Source organism: Chitinophagaceae bacterium, assembly GCA_030053935.1.
Lineage (GTDB): Bacteria > Bacteroidota > Bacteroidia > Cytophagales > JASGCU01 > JASGCU01.
In genome coordinates this window covers 1-17,013 of record JASGCU010000051.1, presented here as the reverse complement: position 1 = coordinate 17,013, position 17,013 = coordinate 1, and the positions used below count along the sequence as shown (strand labels likewise).

Annotated in this window: 13 protein-coding genes; 2 read left to right on the top strand and 11 right to left on the bottom strand. The window is 32.8% G+C overall.

From position 1 onward, the window contains the following. Positions 1-5 precede the first annotated feature (5 nt). The 7 genes from QM536_06410 to cyoE form a co-directional block, all read right to left on the bottom strand. The gene (locus tag QM536_06410; protein ID MDI9356636.1) at positions 6-974 is read right to left on the bottom strand and encodes an ROK family protein; all 969 of its coding nucleotides are present in this window, start codon (positions 972-974) and stop codon (positions 6-8) included. Between the two features lie 64 nt (positions 975-1,038). Then, the gene (locus tag QM536_06405) at positions 1,039-1,401 is read right to left on the bottom strand and encodes a hypothetical protein (GenBank protein ID MDI9356635.1); all 363 of its coding nucleotides are present in this window, start codon (positions 1,399-1,401) and stop codon (positions 1,039-1,041) included. After that, the gene (locus tag QM536_06400) at positions 1,401-3,839 is read right to left on the bottom strand and encodes a penicillin acylase family protein (GenBank protein MDI9356634.1); all 2,439 of its coding nucleotides are present in this window, start codon (positions 3,837-3,839) and stop codon (positions 1,401-1,403) included. Before QM536_06400 ends, QM536_06405 begins: the two co-directional genes overlap by 1 nt. A 9-nt stretch (positions 3,840-3,848) precedes the next feature. Next, positions 3,849-4,184: a cytochrome C oxidase subunit IV family protein gene (locus tag QM536_06395; GenBank protein ID MDI9356633.1), complete on the bottom strand. Its 336-nt coding sequence runs from the start codon at positions 4,182-4,184 to the stop codon at positions 3,849-3,851. Between the two features lie 13 nt (positions 4,185-4,197). Continuing rightward, positions 4,198-4,944 carry a cytochrome c oxidase subunit 3 gene (locus QM536_06390; GenBank protein ID MDI9356632.1) on the bottom strand — a complete coding sequence of 249 codons (747 nt, stop codon included), beginning with the start codon at positions 4,942-4,944 and terminating at the stop codon, positions 4,198-4,200. 18 nt (positions 4,945-4,962) lie between these two features. Next, a complete protein-coding gene (locus QM536_06385; GenBank protein ID MDI9356631.1) occupies positions 4,963-5,556 on the bottom strand; it encodes a cytochrome c oxidase subunit 3 in 594 nt (197 codons plus the stop codon). An 11-nt stretch (positions 5,557-5,567) separates the two neighbouring features. Beyond that, the gene (cyoE, locus tag QM536_06380; GenBank protein ID MDI9356630.1) at positions 5,568-6,452 is read right to left on the bottom strand and encodes a heme o synthase; all 885 of its coding nucleotides are present in this window, start codon (positions 6,450-6,452) and stop codon (positions 5,568-5,570) included. A 402-nt stretch (positions 6,453-6,854) separates the two neighbouring features. Here cyoE and QM536_06375 point away from each other — a divergent pair, with 402 nt between their 5' ends. Continuing rightward, positions 6,855-7,127, top strand: coding sequence for an HU family DNA-binding protein (locus tag QM536_06375; protein MDI9356629.1), 273 nt, complete (start codon positions 6,855-6,857; stop codon positions 7,125-7,127). 290 nt (positions 7,128-7,417) lie between these two features. Here the strand turns inward: QM536_06375 and QM536_06370 are convergent, their stop codons facing one another. The 4 genes from QM536_06370 to dnaE form a co-directional block, all read right to left on the bottom strand. Continuing rightward, positions 7,418-8,362 carry a homoserine kinase gene (locus QM536_06370; GenBank protein MDI9356628.1) on the bottom strand — a complete coding sequence of 315 codons (945 nt, stop codon included), beginning with the start codon at positions 8,360-8,362 and terminating at the stop codon, positions 7,418-7,420. Between the two features lie 10 nt (positions 8,363-8,372). Then, a complete protein-coding gene (gene thrA / locus QM536_06365; protein ID MDI9356627.1) occupies positions 8,373-10,862 on the bottom strand; it encodes a bifunctional aspartate kinase/homoserine dehydrogenase I in 2,490 nt (829 codons plus the stop codon). 442 nt (positions 10,863-11,304) lie between these two features. Then, complete coding sequence (locus QM536_06360; GenBank protein MDI9356626.1) at positions 11,305-12,060, bottom strand: ATP-binding cassette domain-containing protein; 756 nt, start codon at positions 12,058-12,060, stop codon at positions 11,305-11,307. Between the two features lie 74 nt (positions 12,061-12,134). Beyond that, positions 12,135-16,325, bottom strand: a complete 4,191-nt coding sequence (dnaE, locus tag QM536_06355; protein ID MDI9356625.1) for a DNA polymerase III subunit alpha — start codon at positions 16,323-16,325, stop codon at positions 12,135-12,137. A 345-nt stretch (positions 16,326-16,670) separates the two neighbouring features. On the opposite strand from dnaE, the gene QM536_06350 reads away from it, so the two are divergent. Further along, a partial coding sequence (locus tag QM536_06350; protein MDI9356624.1) for a VCBS repeat-containing protein occupies positions 16,671-17,013 on the top strand: 343 nt, incomplete at its 3' end.

Below are 17,013 nucleotides of genomic sequence, written 5' to 3'. Positions count from 1 at the left end.
AATTTTTAGAACTCCCCAGTAGTAAATTCTTTCCATGCGATTGCAGATGCACCGAGTATAGCGGCGTTTTTATCCATTAGTCCGGATGGGAGTATTTTTATTTTATTTTTATAGGCGGGGAACATGTTTTTTTCCATACTCTCTCTTGTAGGGTTGAGTATAAGATCCCCAGCTTTTACTAAGCCTCCAAAAAGAAAAATAGTTTCAGGGCTGGTATAAGTGACGGCATCGGCAAGTTTTAATCCTAACATTTGTCCTGTATATTCAAAAGCTTTCATTGCAATAAAGTCCTTATCTTTGGCTGCTTCTGTGATAGTTTCTGCTTCTAAAGAATCAAATGGTATTTCTCGGAGAATGCTTTTTTGGGTATAATCAGCGAGTAATTTATAAACTGTTCTTTTAATACCGGTAACGGATACGTACGTTTCGAGACATCCTCGTCTTCCACACCCACAAAGTCGTCCTTCGGGATTTACAATGACATGTCCCATTTCTCCTGCAAATCCATCGTGTCCATATACTAATAACCCATTGGATACTATTCCACTTCCAAGGCCTGTTCCTAATGTGATGACTATGAAGTCCTTCATTTTTTTTGCATTTCCATATACCATTTCTCCAATAGCTGCTGCTTTGGCATCATTGGTCATGATGAGTTTATATGAAAAATATTGTTTGAAGAGTTCTCCAAAAGGAACTTTTTCTCCCCAGTGTAGATTAGGAGCGTATTCTATGGTATTTTTATAATAGTTTGCATTGGGAGCACCTATACCTACTCCTATTATTGTGAGGTTTTTTTGTTCTTCTAGTCCTGAATGTATAAGTGTTTTTAAATCTGTAAGGAACTCATGAATATCTTTATCGGCTTTGGTAGGTATTGATTTTTGAAAAAGAATAGTTCCATTTTTTTTTACAAACCCTACTTTTGTACTCGTTCCTCCTAAATCAATTCCTATGATTATTTCTTCTTCCATATTTTTTTCTTTTATCTCTTTTATAAAAAATATCTGTCATACATCCAATATATTTAGGATATTTTCAGTATTTACTTTTTTTGGTGGTTCTAAAAATTTTTATAAAGCTATTTCCTACCAATGCTCCTAATCCCCCGCAAACTGCTCCAATAATGCCCGATGTTATAAAAAGATAATGAGTGGGGATAGAGAATAATTCAGATATTTTAGAAGAAAAAAAAGAATGGGAATCTATGTCTATTTTCCATGCTAAAAATGACCATAGTATTCCTATTCCCAAAAATCCGCTGAGAAAAGACGATAAAGATGTGTTAGGAATAACAATGGATACTCCCATAGGAACTATAAAAATAACCCACCATGGAAAATATAATTCTAAAAAATAAGTAAGAATAATGGTTAATGCTACTTGGACTATAAATTTCATTATTTTTTAGGGTTTAGTGTTTGTATAAATAAAGATTTATTTTGAATGTATTTTTCATCATTACTAAATAAAAGGGGATAGTAATTTCCTTTTGCCCAGTCATCTATCATAGAGTTGTAGGATACATTGCCTGGATTTCCTGTCTGGCTTCCGGGATATATTCCGTATGCTTTTACTCCTTTTTTGTCTAATTCTACTATCATTCTCCATGAGGGTCCGTGTTTATGACTTGCGGCATTTACAGTATTACCGTTTCCTCCTATCATTATACCTTCTTTGCTAAAAGGTTTCAGTCTGAGAAGGTGGGTAACAGTGGTATTTTTAAAGTTTCCCAAGGTAAGGAGTTTGTCGGGATTTGCTTTTTCCCATTTATTGAGAGAATCTACCATTGCATAAAAACTTAATTTTAATATATCGGAAAGAGTTTCTGTATTGGGAGTAGATACTATATTTATGAAAGGATTCGTTGGGTAATGTTTTAAAATATGTGCGGTATGAAAAGAAGATGGTTTATAAACAGCTACTTTCATAGTATCAAATTCGTCCCATAATTGTTCGTACATTTTATTCCACCACACCTCAAAATACACTGCTTCGGGTTTGTTATGTTGGTATTCATAGTTCCATTTTTTGAGATCTTTATAGATTTTATACATTTTTTTGTCCATAAAAATAGTGTCTAATCCCTCCAGCATAAAAGAAGTATTTTCGGATGCTTTGAGGTTGAAGTTATCATTTTGCAAATCCATCATATCTTGAATGGTTATTTTGGAAAGCGTTCCTAATACGTTATTTATACGTCGGTTTCTATAATATTCATAATTATCATCATATACGTAATATGGGTATAGAGTATCTATTGGGTACTGGTTAGCGGAGCTTACAAATCCTTTTTTAGGGTTCAGTTCGTATGCGTTCTGTTCTTGGGGAATAAATTGTGTCCATTCGTATTTGCTATCTGTTCCGTCCATAAGAAATTTTCCTTGTTCTTTCCATTTAAGAGGAAATTTTCCTTCTACCCATATAGCAATATTTCCAAATACATCTCCATAAATAACATTTTGAGCGGGAGAGTCAAAATAAGACAGGGATTCTAAAAAGTCACTATAATTTTTCGCTTTATTAAGAGTGTAGAATATTCTAAAAAAATTTGATTGCTCGTGGGCAACCCATCGCATAGCAAAATTAGTTGTTTGGCTGCTTGATTTAAAGTTTCTATCATATACAATAGGTCCGTAGTGTGTATAGAGAACAGTATCTATAAAAGTTTTTTCGCCTCTTATTTTAATTTTTTCTAATACGGTTTGTGTTTTAAGCCATTTTTCGTTATACTTATACTCTTCTCGTTTAGAATTTGCAAATTCTATGAGATAAAAATCTACTACATCACGTGGAGAATTTGTAAATCCCCATCCAATAGAATCAGTAAATCCTATAATAATTCCAGGTTGCCCTGGGAATAATGCCCCCATAACATTTACAGTAGGGCAGTTCAGATGTGATACATACCATAGAGAGGGGGAATTTAATCCTAAATCTGGTTCGTTTGCAAGAAGCACATTTCCGCTGTAGCTTTTTTGAGGTGATACGGCAAAATTATTACTTCCATTCAAAGGATCTGGCTGTGATATAGTTTCTATTATTTTTTCTGTGGGTATTTTTTCATCAGGTTTTGATGTTTTGAGAATATCAAATGTATATCCTTTTTCAGAATTGTTTACTACGGGAGAGAGAGCAGAATATTTTTCGGGAAAAAGAAAGTTAAACGTTTCTTTTCCTAATATATGTACTAAATTTGTATTTTCTAAATCTCTGTTCCCCGATGAAAGTTGGTCTGACATTTCCATTTGTAGGAGTGCCATTTTGAGTATGTCCCATTTTTCGGGTTTATAATCTAAGAGTTTATATTCTATTGGATAATTTTTATATCCGAGATGTGAAATATATTCATTGACACCATCAATAAATGGTTGCAGCACTTTCATAATAGTAGTATCTTTTTCAATATGCTCGATATGTTTTTGTGCATAGTAGACCATACCTTTTCTTCTTTGTTCCCTATCAATAGGTAGGGTAATACTTCCTAAAATTTCAGAGAGTCTACCTGCTGTTTTTTTCATCTGGAACTCCATCTGCCATAATCTATGAAACGCTGCTATATACCCTTGTGTATAATACATATCATACTCATTATTTGCAAAAATATGTGGAATATATTGTTTATCCCAATATACTTTAACAGATTCTTTCAACCCTTTTAACTGGAGTGTAGGCGGTATTTTCAATGCCTCATTTTCACTATTTTTCCAAAATCCATGGAGGGGATCAAAAAATTTTCCTAATGGTGGAACGTTAGAAATTCTCCTATCCAGCATAAAAAATAATAACAGGGCAATACAACTGTAAAAAATAAAAGTAAAAACTTTCATAGCTTTCATAATATTATTTTATATTCCTAAAGTATTTAAAATATCTGCTCCTTGATACAGAAGAGCAATTATAAGCCATACAATAAAAATAAAAGGAAGCAATATTGCATATACTAATGTTTTCTTCTCGTGTCCTAAGTGCATAAACTCTGCTACTATATAAAATGCCTTTAAAATAGTGAGTACAAGAAATATACCTGTTCTTACTGTTCCTGCATCCATCACAAAAGCTATGATAAATTCTATAACTGTAACCACAAAAAGGATAAGGGTTACCTTAAATATAAGAAATGCTTTTTCTTTACTAATAGGTTGAATTTCTCTATTTTTTTCTTGATAATTGTAATTTTTCATAATAATTTTTCATTTAAATGAGATAAAAACAAGTAAAAACAAATACCCAAACAAGGTCTACAAAGTGCCAATATAAACCGACTTTTTCAACCATTTCGTAATGTCCTACGGATTCTAATTTTCCTACTACGGCTTGATAAAATATAAGGAAGTTCAAGCAAACTCCGCTAAAAACGTGAAATCCGTGAAATCCGGTTATAAAGAAAAATAATGCCGCAAAATTAGGAGGACCGTATTGATTATGTGCCAAGTTTGCACCGTAAAATATTGTTCCATCAAGCATTTTTCCTCCTCCTTCCGTTCCCGCAATAAAATGAGACCATTCCCATGCTTGGCATCCGAGAAATGTTAATCCCCCTAATATAGTCCAAAGCATCCATTTTTCTACTCCTTTTCTATCCATACGTTGCCCCGCTTCCACCGCTAATATCATAGTAACAGAGCTGAGTATAAGCACAAAAGTCATTATTCCTACAAACACTAATGGCATAGATACCCCATGAAAAAATGGTACTCCATCAAATACTTTCTCGGGAAGGGGCCAGTAATTCTGTGAAAATACAAACTCTTTTACATCTCCTTCAAAAGAAGGAAAGCTTATCCGCGTTGTCCCGTAAGCAATTAAAAAAGCAGAAAAGGTAAATGCATCCGATAGTAAAAAAAACCACATCATAAGCTTTCCATAGCTTACCCTCATGGGTTCCACTCCCCCTGACCATAGATTTTTTGTATAAGATGATAATGTAATTGTGTTTGACATAAAAAATTGATAATAAAATTAATTGTTTAATATTAAAAAAAAATAAAGATATACCCATAAAAACGTTAAAAAATGCCAAAAAGTAACACATAATTGCATCCACAAGGCATCTTGAAAATATTTTTCTTTCTGTAATATCAGAAAAAGAACAATTATAAGAAAAATAATACCACCGATAAGGTGCATACCATGCAACCCACTCAAAACATAAATAAAAGACCCCGCAGGATTCCCTACAAAATAAATGTTATAAGAAACTAGCTGAATCCATCCTAACCACTGCATACATATAAAAAACATTCCTAAAAAGATGGTTGTACAAAGAAATACTATGGTTTTATTTTTTTTCTTTTTTAGAAGATAAAAATATGCTATTTGAACACTAACACTGCTTATAACAACTATGAGAGTGGAATAGAAAAAAAGAAAAGGTATTTCTATAATAAGCCATTCTGCTTCTGACTTCTTTACAATATAAGCACTGGTAAGAGAAGCAAAAATCATGATGATAGAAACAATAAAAAGCCAAAGTGCAAATTTCTTTGGATTCATTTTTAAAATAGTATCTTTTTTTATATAATCTGTGTTTTGAATTTCTGTAGAGGTTGTCATATTATTAAGTATTATGTTTTATCAAAAAGAAACGATATTTGAACTACGGGTAAATAAATAAAAGAAGCAAACATAAGATTTGTGGCTGCTTTATCAGAGCGATCACGAATGAGTATAAAGGTTTGCAATAAAAATAAAACCCCGCAAATAGTAGCTATAACCGCTGAATTAATCCCTGTAATGTGAAAATATGCAGGTAATAGTCCAATGGGTATTAAAAATAATGCGTATATCATTATAATAATGGCTGTTTTTAAATCTTTTTTTCCTCCAAAAGGGAGCAATTGAAAGCCAGCTTTCTTATAATCTACATCTGACACCCATGCTATTGCCCAAAAATGTGGAAATTGCCATATAAATTGAATACCAAATATAATCAATGCTTCATAACTTATACTTCCTGAAAAGGCAGTCCAACCTAATAACGGCGGCAGAGCCCCGGGAATTGCTCCTACAAAAACTGCTATAACTCCTACTCTTTTTAATGGGGTATATACGTATGCATATATCAGAAGAGAAAACAATGCTATAAATGTAGTAAGAATATTGGAGAAAAGATAGAGTATGGTTAATCCCATAAAACCCACAACGAAAGCAAAGTATTTTGCCTCCGTTTTCGTTAACGAATAGGTAGGAAGAGGTCTGTCTTTTGTCCTATCCATAACACTATCATATTTTATTTCTAATATTTGATTTATAGCTACTCCGCATCCGGATATTAAAAAACTACTCAAAAATAATATACAAAATAAAACTATGTTTATCTTTTCATTACTTGCTAAAATATATCCAAAACCAAAGGAAAAAGAAACAAGAAAAGAAAGACGTGGCTTCATAAGGGCAAAAAATAAAGATGCCTGTTTTTGAAAAGGAACAATACTTATAAAAAGATTCATACTTGTATTCTTATTTTTTTGTATCTAAAGTATTTTTAGTTATATGAGCTTATGTGTTTTTTATATTATACGCAAAACTAATAAAATTATTCTTTTTATTCTATAATTTCATCTTTTCTATTAAAAAGAATAGTTATTTAATGATATGTTTTCTCTATTGTATCAGAAAAATATTTGTTTCTCTGTGAATGGCTCTCTCATTATTGCATTTTCACGTAATAATTTCTATTTTTAGAAGAAAAAAAATTTTTTTTAACGAAAAACAAAGGTTTTTGTAATAATATAATGTGATAATATAAATAAATAAATAAAAAATGTAATATTACAAACAAAATAGATTTTCTTTATTATTAAAGTAAAGTTCAAATAACTAATTAATCCTTAATAAATATATTATATTTTATGAACAAATCAGATTTAGTTGACTACATCGCTCCAAAGGCGGGGGTGACAAAAAACCAAGCAGCACAGGTAATAGATGCTTTTGTAGATGGAATAGCCGAAGCATTAGCAAAAAATGATAGGGTGCTTCTCGTAGGTTTTGGGACGTTTAGTGTATCTAAGAGAGAAGCAAGAGTAGGGAGAAATCCCCAAACGGGAAAACCTCTTAATATAGAAGCGAAAAATGTAGTGAGGTTCAAAGTTGGTAAAAAACTCAGTGATGCTTGTAGTTAAAAATTACTAATTTACTTTTCACTACACCTCGTAACCCCTGAGCAAAATTCAGGGGTTATTTTTTATAAAGAAAATGATATTATTTCTCTCTTTATCCTTACTATATAAATAATAGATCAATCTCAGAAAAAGAGAGTGTCTGAAAATTCTTTTTTTTCTGCAACTATTTAATTTTAACTCTTTTGATAATCAAACAGTTACAAAATTATAAATGTATCAAAAGTAATTTTTTGGATGCTTTCTTTTTTGGTATGTTCTAAACAAATATTTTTTAGAACATACTTTAAGTCTCAAAGTATCTTTGCTCCTTCTTTATTTATATGAGAGATGTAAAGAGTAGATTGGATATTATTTTGAGTGAAAAGAGATTGGACTTTTTCAGTAATGGTCTCTATTTGGGTTTTATTTTTGAATAAAAAAAAGAGAGATGGTCCTGACCCTGAGATACCAAAAGAAATAACATCAGAAAAATTATAAGCAATATTTTTTATGGTATCAAAACAAGGGATAAGTTTAGAACGAACGGGTTCTACAATAATATCTTTCATAGATTCGGAGAGCATTGTGAGGTCATTATTATAGAGAGCGGCTACAAAAGTAGCGGAATGTGCGGTATGGGCTATCATTTTGTTCATTGGTATTGCAGAAGGTAGCATTTTTCTCGCGTATTCTGTTTTTATTTCTATATGAGGGTAAATAATTGCGATGGTGAGATGGGGAGGGATTGGAAGGGAGAGGGTTTTCAGAGGATTGTATTGTCTGATGAGTATAATACCTCCGAGTAAAGAAGGGGCAACGTTGTCTGCATGTTCTTGTCCGCTTGCTGCTTTTTCTCCTGCCATTGCGTGTTTCAATAAATCTTCTTTGGAGAGAGGATTATTTAAAAGGGTATTTACCGCTACTGCTCCTGCAACCGCACTTGCGGAGCTGGATCCTAAACCACTTCCAAAGGGCATTTTTTTTACTATTTCTATATCTATTCCTCCATCAAATATTTTTTTTTCTTTGAGTTCTTCTAAAAGAGATAAGATACTTACTCCTGCTGTGTTTTCTGCGGGGTTATAAGGAAGTCGATTATTATCTCCTTTTATAGAGGTAATACGAACTTTTTTTTGGTTATTGATAGATACGGTAACTTCGTCTCCGGGTTCTTGTATTGCTAATCCCAAAATATCAAAACCACAGTTCAGATTTGCTACGGAAGCAGGAGCAAAAGCCGTAATTTTATTTTTCATATTCTCAATGTTACTTTTCGTCTTCGTAAGTATAATTATCTTGTATGAAAGAACTACTCAAACTAATGATTTCAGCAAAGACACCCGCAGAGGTAACTTCAGCTCCTGCTCCTGGTCCCTTCACAACTAATGGGCGTTGGGAATATCTTTTTGTGGTAAAAGAAACAATATTATCACTTCCGAAGAGATTGTAAAAAGGGTGTTTGATATTGACATTTTGGAGGGAAACAGTGATTTTCTTTTTCTCTAATTTGGCAATGAATCGGAGTTTTTTTCTTTTATCTCTTGCTAGTAGCAGTTTATTTTCCATTATTCTGTCATGTTTTTTTAATTCTTGATAGAATGCTTCTATATTTGGAGTATTAAAGCATTCCTCGGGGAGAATGGGTTTTAAAATTACGTCTTGTATTTCTAATTTATACCCTACTTCTCTTGAGAGGATGAGAATTTTTCTTACCACATCCATACCTTTGAGATCTTCTCTGGGGTCGGGTTCTGTCAGTCCTTTTTCTTGGGCTTCTCGGACGATATCACTAAAAGCTGTTCCTTTTTTAAAATTATTAAAAATATAAGAAAGTGTTCCTGATAAAATACCCTCTATTTTTATAATTTCATCTCCACTATAAATAAGGTCTTGAAGAGTTCGTATAATAGGAAGACCCGCTCCCACATTGGTTTCATATAAAAACTTTACCCCTTTTTTGAGAGATATTTTATGAAGATTTTCATACAGAGTATAGTCAGAAGAGTTAGCAAGTTTATTAGGAGTAATAATAGAGATATTAGAAGAGAGAATATCCTCGTAATGATGCACCAATTCTAAGCTGGAAGTGCAGTCCACAAAGACGGGATTGGTAAGATTATACTCTTTCATTCTTGTTATATATGTGTCCATACCATATTCTTCTGAGTTATTTTCTATAGTATCTTTCCAATTTTTTAATTCTATACCGTCTATGTCAAAAATCATTTTTTTAGAGTTGGTAATGCCAATGACTCTGATTTTTAATTTATTTCTGACGATAAGATGCTCGTATTGTTCTTGTATTTGTTGTAATAAACTTGTTCCAATAAGCCCAATTCCTACCAAAAATATATTGATAGTTTTAATATGGGAAAGAAAAAATGCTTCGTGAAGGGAATTTATTGCTTTTGTGAGATGGTGTTTATTTATAACCAAAGAGATATTATATTCAGATGATCCTTGTGCAATGGCAATTACGTTGATACCATTCCTTCCGAGTGTTTGAAAGAGACGCCCTGTCACACCTGGTGTGTTTTTCATATTCTCTCCTATAATTGCAAGTATAGAAAGGTTCTCTTCTCTATAAACGTCTTCTATTGTTTTATGGCTTATTTCTTGTGCAAATTCTTTGTGAATAATTTCCTGAGATAGTTTTGCATCTTTGGGGGTCACAGCAAAAGTAATAGAATGTTCGGAAGAACTTTGGGTAATCAATATCACATTGATATTTCTATCTGCCAAGGATCTGAAAAGCCGAGAAGCAATACCTGGAACGCCTATCATTCCGGAACCCACTACATTCAAGATAGTAATATCTTCTATGCAAGGAATCCCTTTCACGGGTAGTTTTCGAGAATCTCCTTTTTTATCTATGAGAGTGCCTTTGGCATCTGGATTAAAAGTATTCTTTATCCAAATAGGAATATTTTTAGAGAATGCGGGTTGGATAGTAGGAGGGTAAATAACCTTTGCTCCAAAATGAGACATTTCCATCGCTTCTATGTAAGTAAGGCGTGGGAGCGTATAAGCATCTTTTACTTTACGTGGGTCTGCGGTCATAACTCCATCTACATCTGTCCAAATCTCTATACTTTTTGCACGCAAACTATATGCAATGATAGATGCTGTGTAATCAGATCCTCCTCTGCCCAAAGTAGTCGTTTCATCATTCTCGGTGCTGGCAATGTATCCGCTACAAATAACTATTTTGTCCGAATATTGAGAGAATATTTTCTTGGTAAGCAGCTCTGTTTTTCTAAAATTTACCTTTGCATTTCCAAAAGTTCCGTCTGTCTTTATGACAGACCGAGTATCTAAGTATATGCAGGAGATTTTTTTATACCTCATGTACAATGTCATTATATTACTAGATAGTCTTTCTCCAAAACTCTGTATAAGGTCAGAACTCCGAGGGCTTAATTCTTTTACTAAAAACACTCCGTTCAATAAACTTTCTAATTCCTGAAAATGCTTTTCTATTGTGGTTATTCCCTCTTCTAACCACTTTCCTTTGGTAAGGTTTTGTATAATTTTCAAATGCCCTTCTTTTAAGGATTTCACGTCTTCCAAATAACTTGCATCCTGTATAGATGCTTTATTTGCTACGGTAATGAGTTTATTGGTTACCTGATGCATAGCCGAAACCACTACACAAAACTTTTTTTTCTTTTTTACATAACTTTCTATAATTGCACCCGACTTACGAAAATTTTCTAAAGATCCAACCGATGTTCCCCCAAATTTTATGACTATCATTTTTAATAGAATAGAAACAAATAATTTTTATAAATAAAAATATCCCAATATTATAAATACGAAAGCCCATGTTAGCAAAAAAAACAAAAAAATAACATTTTGTAATATATTTTCGTTTTTTTACGTCTTTTTTTACGTCTTTTTTTATTGTAGAGAAATAAATAATTGAATAATCTGAAAAAGAGATGGGGATCCGAAAAGACAGTTTTTTTATGCAACCATTTTATAAATATTTTGATTGAGATTTATGATTTTTTAATTTTTACTATTATGGATGTTTCCCTTCTTTTTTAAAAAAGAATAAGTATAATAAAATAAGGATTTTATGGATTAATACTAAAAAAAACAGATACATATTCAATGACAGGGTTTCATTTTATTTCACCAATAAAAAAGTTCCAAAAGTTTTTCGGGTACTCTCTTTTTTCTTTAAAATATTTTTTTATTTCTTATTATCTTTAAAAAATCGCATAAATTTATTAGCAAAAATAAAGTCATGTAACTCCATGCATTCGCTGTATATAATATTTGTATTATTTCCTTCCCATAGCTTTTTTCCTTGATAAATAAACATTATATTTTCTCCTATTTCCATCACGGAGTTCATATCATGGGTTACAATGATAGTGGTAGTATTAAGTTCTTTTGTAATATCATAGATTAAAGTATCTATTTTAATGGAAGTTTGTGGGTCTAGCCCGGAGTTTGGTTCATCACAAAAAAGATATTCGGGATAATTAACTATAGCTCTTGCTATACCTACTCTTTTTTTCATTCCACCGCTGAGTTCGGATGGCATTTTTTTATTTATTCCTACTAGTCCTACTTTTTCTAAACAAAAATTTACCCTTTGGATTTTTTCTTGAGGGGGCATTTTAGTAAGCATGTGGATAGGGAACATGATATTTTCTTGCACATTCAGAGAATCAAAAAGAGCGCCTCCTTGGAAGAGCATTCCTATTTTTCTTCGTATTTCTGTTTGTGAGAATTTATCTGATTCATATAAACTTACTCCATCAAAAAAAATATTCCCTTCATCTGGCTTCACTAATCCTACCATACATTTTAAAAGCACGCTTTTACCTGTTCCACTCGCTCCTATTATAAGATTTGTTTTTCCTCTTTCAAATGATCCCGATATTTGAAATAAAACTTGTTTTTCTTGAAATTTTTTACTGATTTCTTTTATTTTTACCATTGTTTTTTGTTTTACTTTTTCGTATTTTTTTGGATATAATAATCTATACATTATGCAAGGTGTCTAATAATTTTTTATGTATTCACAAAGAGTTGTAGTTCGGGTATTTTCTTTATTTGGCTTATGAATTGATTGCTCATATTTATCGGGAGTTTTGATGCGATGAGGTCCGTTTGTAATGATTCTGTTGTCTCTTTTACTACTATTCTGATGGGGTATTTTCCTTTATTTTGATGTAAAATTTTATAGGTTTCTTCTATAAGATGGTGGTTTATATCGGATAAGTTCAGGGTAATGGTGATGTTTTTAATGAGTTTTTCTCTTATATGCTCTAAAAAATGTATATCTGTGACTCGGAATTCTATTTCGTTTTCTTTATTGTATCTGTTTTGCACTTTCCCTTCTATAAATATAAATGCTCCTTTCACAAAATATTGTTGGAATTTATTGTATTGGTCTGTAAAGAAATACAATTGGTAAGATGATGTATAGTCCTCTATGGTAAGGATGTTGTAGGGGTTTCCCGTTTTGGCTATTTTTTGGATTACATCTTGGACTATGCATGCGATGGTAATTTTAGGTATGTTTTTTATTGTTTCTAATTTGGAAAGTTGGCTGACGTTTGTGTTGCAAAAATATTGTATATCTATGTGATACATGTCCAATGGATGTCCTGTAATGTAGAGTCCGAGGATTTCTTTTTCTATGTCTAGTTTTTCTTTTTCGGTATAAGGTTCTATATCTGTGAGTTTAGGTTTGGAAAAGTGGGAGGCATTATTTCCTGAGGAGAAGAGAGAGTTTATAGCCCCTTGTGTTTCTTGAAGTTTTTTTTGGGCATATTTTAAGATGATATCTACGAGAGTTTGATTGGTGTTGGGAGATGGTTCTAAGTATTGTTTTCTGTGAAATTCGGTGAAACAATCAAAAGACCCTGATTTAGCGAGTGCTTCAATAGTTTTTTTATTGAGAGATGTTTCGGCGGTTCTTTCGGCGAAGTCCCATATATCTTTAAAGTGTCCTTTTTTTTCTCTTTCTTCTATTATGGAGCGTATGTTTGCTTCTCCTGCTCCTTTGAGTGAGCCGATTCCGAATCTTATACTCCCTTCTTCATTTACTGTAAAATTATATTGTGATTCGTTGATGTGTGGTCCGAGGATTTTTATGTCAAAATTTTTACAGTCTTCTATAAAAAAAGAGATGTTTTCTATATCGGAAGAATATGACAGGAGTGCAGCCATGTATTCGGGGGTAAAATTTGCTTTGAGATAGGCGGTTTGGTAAGCAAGTATAGCATAAGAGGCGGCGTGTGATTTATTGAATGCGTATTCGGCAAATTTTTCCCAATCTTTCCATATTTTTTCACATGTATGGACGTCATATCCGTTGTTTTTGCATCCTTTGATGAAGTCGGGTTTTAACTTATCTAATGTTTCTTTGATTTTTTTTCCCATGGCTTTTCGGAGAGAATCCGCTTGTCCTTTGGTAAAAGAAGCAAGTTTTTGAGAGAGGATCATAACCTGTTCTTGATATACTGTGATGCCGTATGTTTTTTCTAAAATTTCTTTGGTATCGGGTATTTCATATTTTATGGGTTCTCTGCCGTGTTTTCTTTCAATAAAAGAAGGGATATAATCTATGGGACCTGGTCTGTATAAGGCGTTCATTGCAATAAGGTCTTCTATGTTATCGGGTTTGAGGTCTTTGAGGTATTTTTGCATTCCCGCAGATTCAAATTGGAATATTCCGTTTGTAAGTCCTTGTTGGAATAATTTGTAAGTAGATGTGTCATTTAATGGTAAGTCATCTATATGTATGTTTATTTTTCGTCGTTTTTGTATATTTTTGAGTACTTCTCGCATAATGGAAAGAGTGGTGAGTCCTAAAAAGTCCATTTTGAGCATTCCTGCTTTTTCAATAACTTCGTTATCGAATTGAGTTACGCTGAGTTTTGCATCTTTTGCTACGCTGGTGGGAATATGATTGGTTATCTCGTCGGGAGAAATAATAACTCCGCAGGCATGTACCCCTGTATTTCTAATAGTTCCTTCTAATTTTTTTGCTTCTTGGAGAAGCTTGCTTTTATTATCATTGCCTTTGAATATGATGTCTAATTCTTTTACTTCTTGGATAGCTTTTTCTATTGTAATTCCTGCTTTTTCGGGGATAAGTTTGGAGAGAGATTCTGCTTCGCTTGCTAAGTTAAGAACTCTTGCACAATCACGTATAGAGGACTTGGTAGCCATACTGCCATATGTAATAATTTGAGCTACTTTCTCTTTTCCGTATTTACTGATGACGTATTGGAATACTTTATCTCTGCCTTCATCATCAAAATCAATATCCATATCGGGCATAGATACTCTGTCGGGGTTGAGGAATCTTTCAAAGAGTAAGCCATATAATAAAGGGTCTATGTTGGTGATTCCAATGCAATATACTACAAGAGATCCTGCTGCGGATCCCCTTCCTGGTCCTACCCATACTCCATTTTTTTTTGCATAGGATATAAAATCTTCTACTATTAAAAAATACCCTGCATACCCTTGTCTTTTTATAATCTCTAATTCGAATGTTAATCTTTCTTCTATTTCGGGGGTTATTTGTGGATAGCGTTTCTTTGCTCCCTCGTAGGTTAAGTATTGTAAATAATCCTCTTGAGAATCAAATTCTTTCGGGATATCGAATTTGGGAAGCAATACATCTTTTTGTAAAACATATTTTTCTGTTTTGTCTAATATATCTTGAATAGTATGGATTGCTTCAGGGATGTCAGCAAATAATTGCTCCATTTCCCGAGATGATTTGAAATAAAAATCATTGCTCGGCAGGACAAATCGTTTTCCACGACCAGTACCCGTAGGGCTATCCATAGTTTCTCCGTCTCTGATGCAAAGCATTATTTCATGGGAACGCACATCTTCTTTTTCTAAATAAAAAATTTCATTTGCAGCTATAATTTTGATATTGTGTTTATGTGCGAATTTTAATAAGACATTGTTTAGGTATTGCTCTTTTTCATCTGCCTTATTTCTGATGATCTCTATGTAAAAATCTTCTCCAAAATTTTCTTTCCACCAAAGAAGAAGTTCTTCTCCTTTCATCTCACCCTGATTGAGTATTGCATCGGGGATTTCTCCCTTTGCGCTGCCACTCAGTGCTATTATATTTTCTTTATATTTTTGTATTAAGGCTTTATCAACACGTGGATAAAGCCCATACATTCCTTCTGAATAGCCCAAAGAGCAGAGTTTTACTAAGTTGTGGTATCCTTGTTTGTTTTTTGCTAAAAGAACTTGTTGCGTCATTTTATCAGGGGTATCTCTGGTAAATTTATTGGTGAGCCGTTGTTCTGATACATAGAATTCGCAACCTAAAATCCCCTTTATATTTGCTTTTTCACATTCTGCTAAAAAATGAAAAGCACCGAACATATTTCCCAAATCTGATAATCCTACGGCGGGCATATTCATGTTTTTTGCTTTTTCTACTATTTTTTGGACTGATGCGAGAGAGGTGAGGACTGAATACTGGCTATGGACATGGACATGAACGAATGAGGAGTTCACAGATGTATTTGTTGGAGCAGAAGATATTATTTCTTTTGTTTTGTTTTTTTCTTCTGCTTTAGTAAAATTAGAAGTATTGAGCTGGGGTGCTTCGTATTCTATTTCCTCTTTAGGGATGGTTGGAATGAAAACATCGTGTTTTATAAGTCCAAAAAAACATCGAGCAGTTGCATGCACATCGAAAGTAGCATCGTGCATATTTTCAAAACTTACTCCAAATAGTTTGGTATGCAATTCTGAAAGGGTAGGCCATTTGTATTTCCCTGCTCGTCCTCCGGGTAACTTGCAGAACTCTGTGCTGTCTTTTTGGGTGTCAAACCATTTTATTTTTGAAAAAATATTTTCTATATCCAAGCGAAAAAATTCTGCTCCCACTATTTTTATGTCAAATTCAATATTGTGCCCAATCAGAACTTGTGAATTTTCCAAATCATTTTTAAAAAGAAGCATAATCCTTCTCAAATCCTCTCCTTCTAATAAAGCACGCTCGGTGGTTATCCCATGTGTTTTAGTGGCATTATAAGGAATATCAAAACCTACGGGTTTGATAAGAAAATTGTTCTGCGATACTAATGCCCCTTTTGGAGAATGCACTTGCCATGCTATCTGCACTACACGAGGCCAGTTATGAGATTCGCTCAAAGGAGCGTTTTGATGAGCAGGTAAACCTGTTGTTTCTGTGTCAAATATAAGATACATTTGTAATTATGAGTTATAAATTATTTTTTTATTTTCAATAATAAGCGCAACACAAACCTACAGATTTTTATCCTTTTATGGCATTTGTGTGTAATAAAAAAAGAGTATGAGACCGAAAAGTCACTTTTGATACACTTGTCGTTTTGTAATTGTTTGATTATCAAGAAATTTTAAATTTCATATTTGTGTAAAAAAACTTTTTGGACATGCTCTTTCTATTCCAAACAATAAAATCAATTTTATAAACCCTACTTTGTGCATTATTTTGTTTTCTTCCTAAAAAATACTATATTTATATTATGTTTAAAATAACATATACTATCTTTTACTTAACGTGTATTTAAAATGAAAAAAATACGTATTCTCATTTTTTTGTGTATTACAAATCATTCCATTGCTCAGTCATTTTCAGAGAAAACAAGCAATGGCTTTACTTTTGCAGGGGAAGAAAATAGTGCGGCGGCTTTTGTGGATATTGATAATGACGGCGATGAAGATCTTCTTTATTCCAATATATTTTATAAGAATAACGACGAGGAGGGCTTTTCGTCTTTTTTTACTTTTGTAGGTGCAAGTAATGTAATAGCTTTTGGAGATTATAATGGGGATGGCTTTGCAGATGTATTTATAGCAAATACTCTGTATAGAAACAATGCGGGAACAGGTTTTACTGCTATTCGCACTTTTA

Excerpts from the sequence above, each read along its gene's own strand:
- QM536_06410 (MDI9356636.1), bottom strand. The coding sequence starts at position 974 with ATGGAAGAAGAAATAATCATAGGAATTGATTTAGGAGGAACGAGTACA.
- QM536_06405 (MDI9356635.1), bottom strand. The coding sequence starts at position 1,401 with ATGAAATTTATAGTCCAAGTAGCATTAACCATTATTCTTACTTATTTT.
- QM536_06400 (MDI9356634.1), bottom strand. The coding sequence starts at position 3,839 with ATGAAAGCTATGAAAGTTTTTACTTTTATTTTTTACAGTTGTATTGCC.
- QM536_06395 (MDI9356633.1), bottom strand. The coding sequence starts at position 4,184 with ATGAAAAATTACAATTATCAAGAAAAAAATAGAGAAATTCAACCTATT.
- QM536_06390 (MDI9356632.1), bottom strand. The coding sequence starts at position 4,944 with ATGTCAAACACAATTACATTATCATCTTATACAAAAAATCTATGGTCA.
- QM536_06385 (MDI9356631.1), bottom strand. The coding sequence starts at position 5,556 with ATGACAACCTCTACAGAAATTCAAAACACAGATTATATAAAAAAAGAT.
- cyoE (MDI9356630.1), bottom strand. The coding sequence starts at position 6,452 with ATGAATCTTTTTATAAGTATTGTTCCTTTTCAAAAACAGGCATCTTTA.
- QM536_06375 (MDI9356629.1), top strand. The coding sequence starts at position 6,855 with ATGAACAAATCAGATTTAGTTGACTACATCGCTCCAAAGGCGGGGGTG.
- QM536_06370 (MDI9356628.1), bottom strand. The coding sequence starts at position 8,362 with ATGAAAAATAAAATTACGGCTTTTGCTCCTGCTTCCGTAGCAAATCTG.
- thrA (MDI9356627.1), bottom strand. The coding sequence starts at position 10,862 with ATGATAGTCATAAAATTTGGGGGAACATCGGTTGGATCTTTAGAAAAT.
- QM536_06360 (MDI9356626.1), bottom strand. The coding sequence starts at position 12,060 with ATGGTAAAAATAAAAGAAATCAGTAAAAAATTTCAAGAAAAACAAGTT.
- dnaE (MDI9356625.1), bottom strand. The coding sequence starts at position 16,325 with ATGTATCTTATATTTGACACAGAAACAACAGGTTTACCTGCTCATCAA.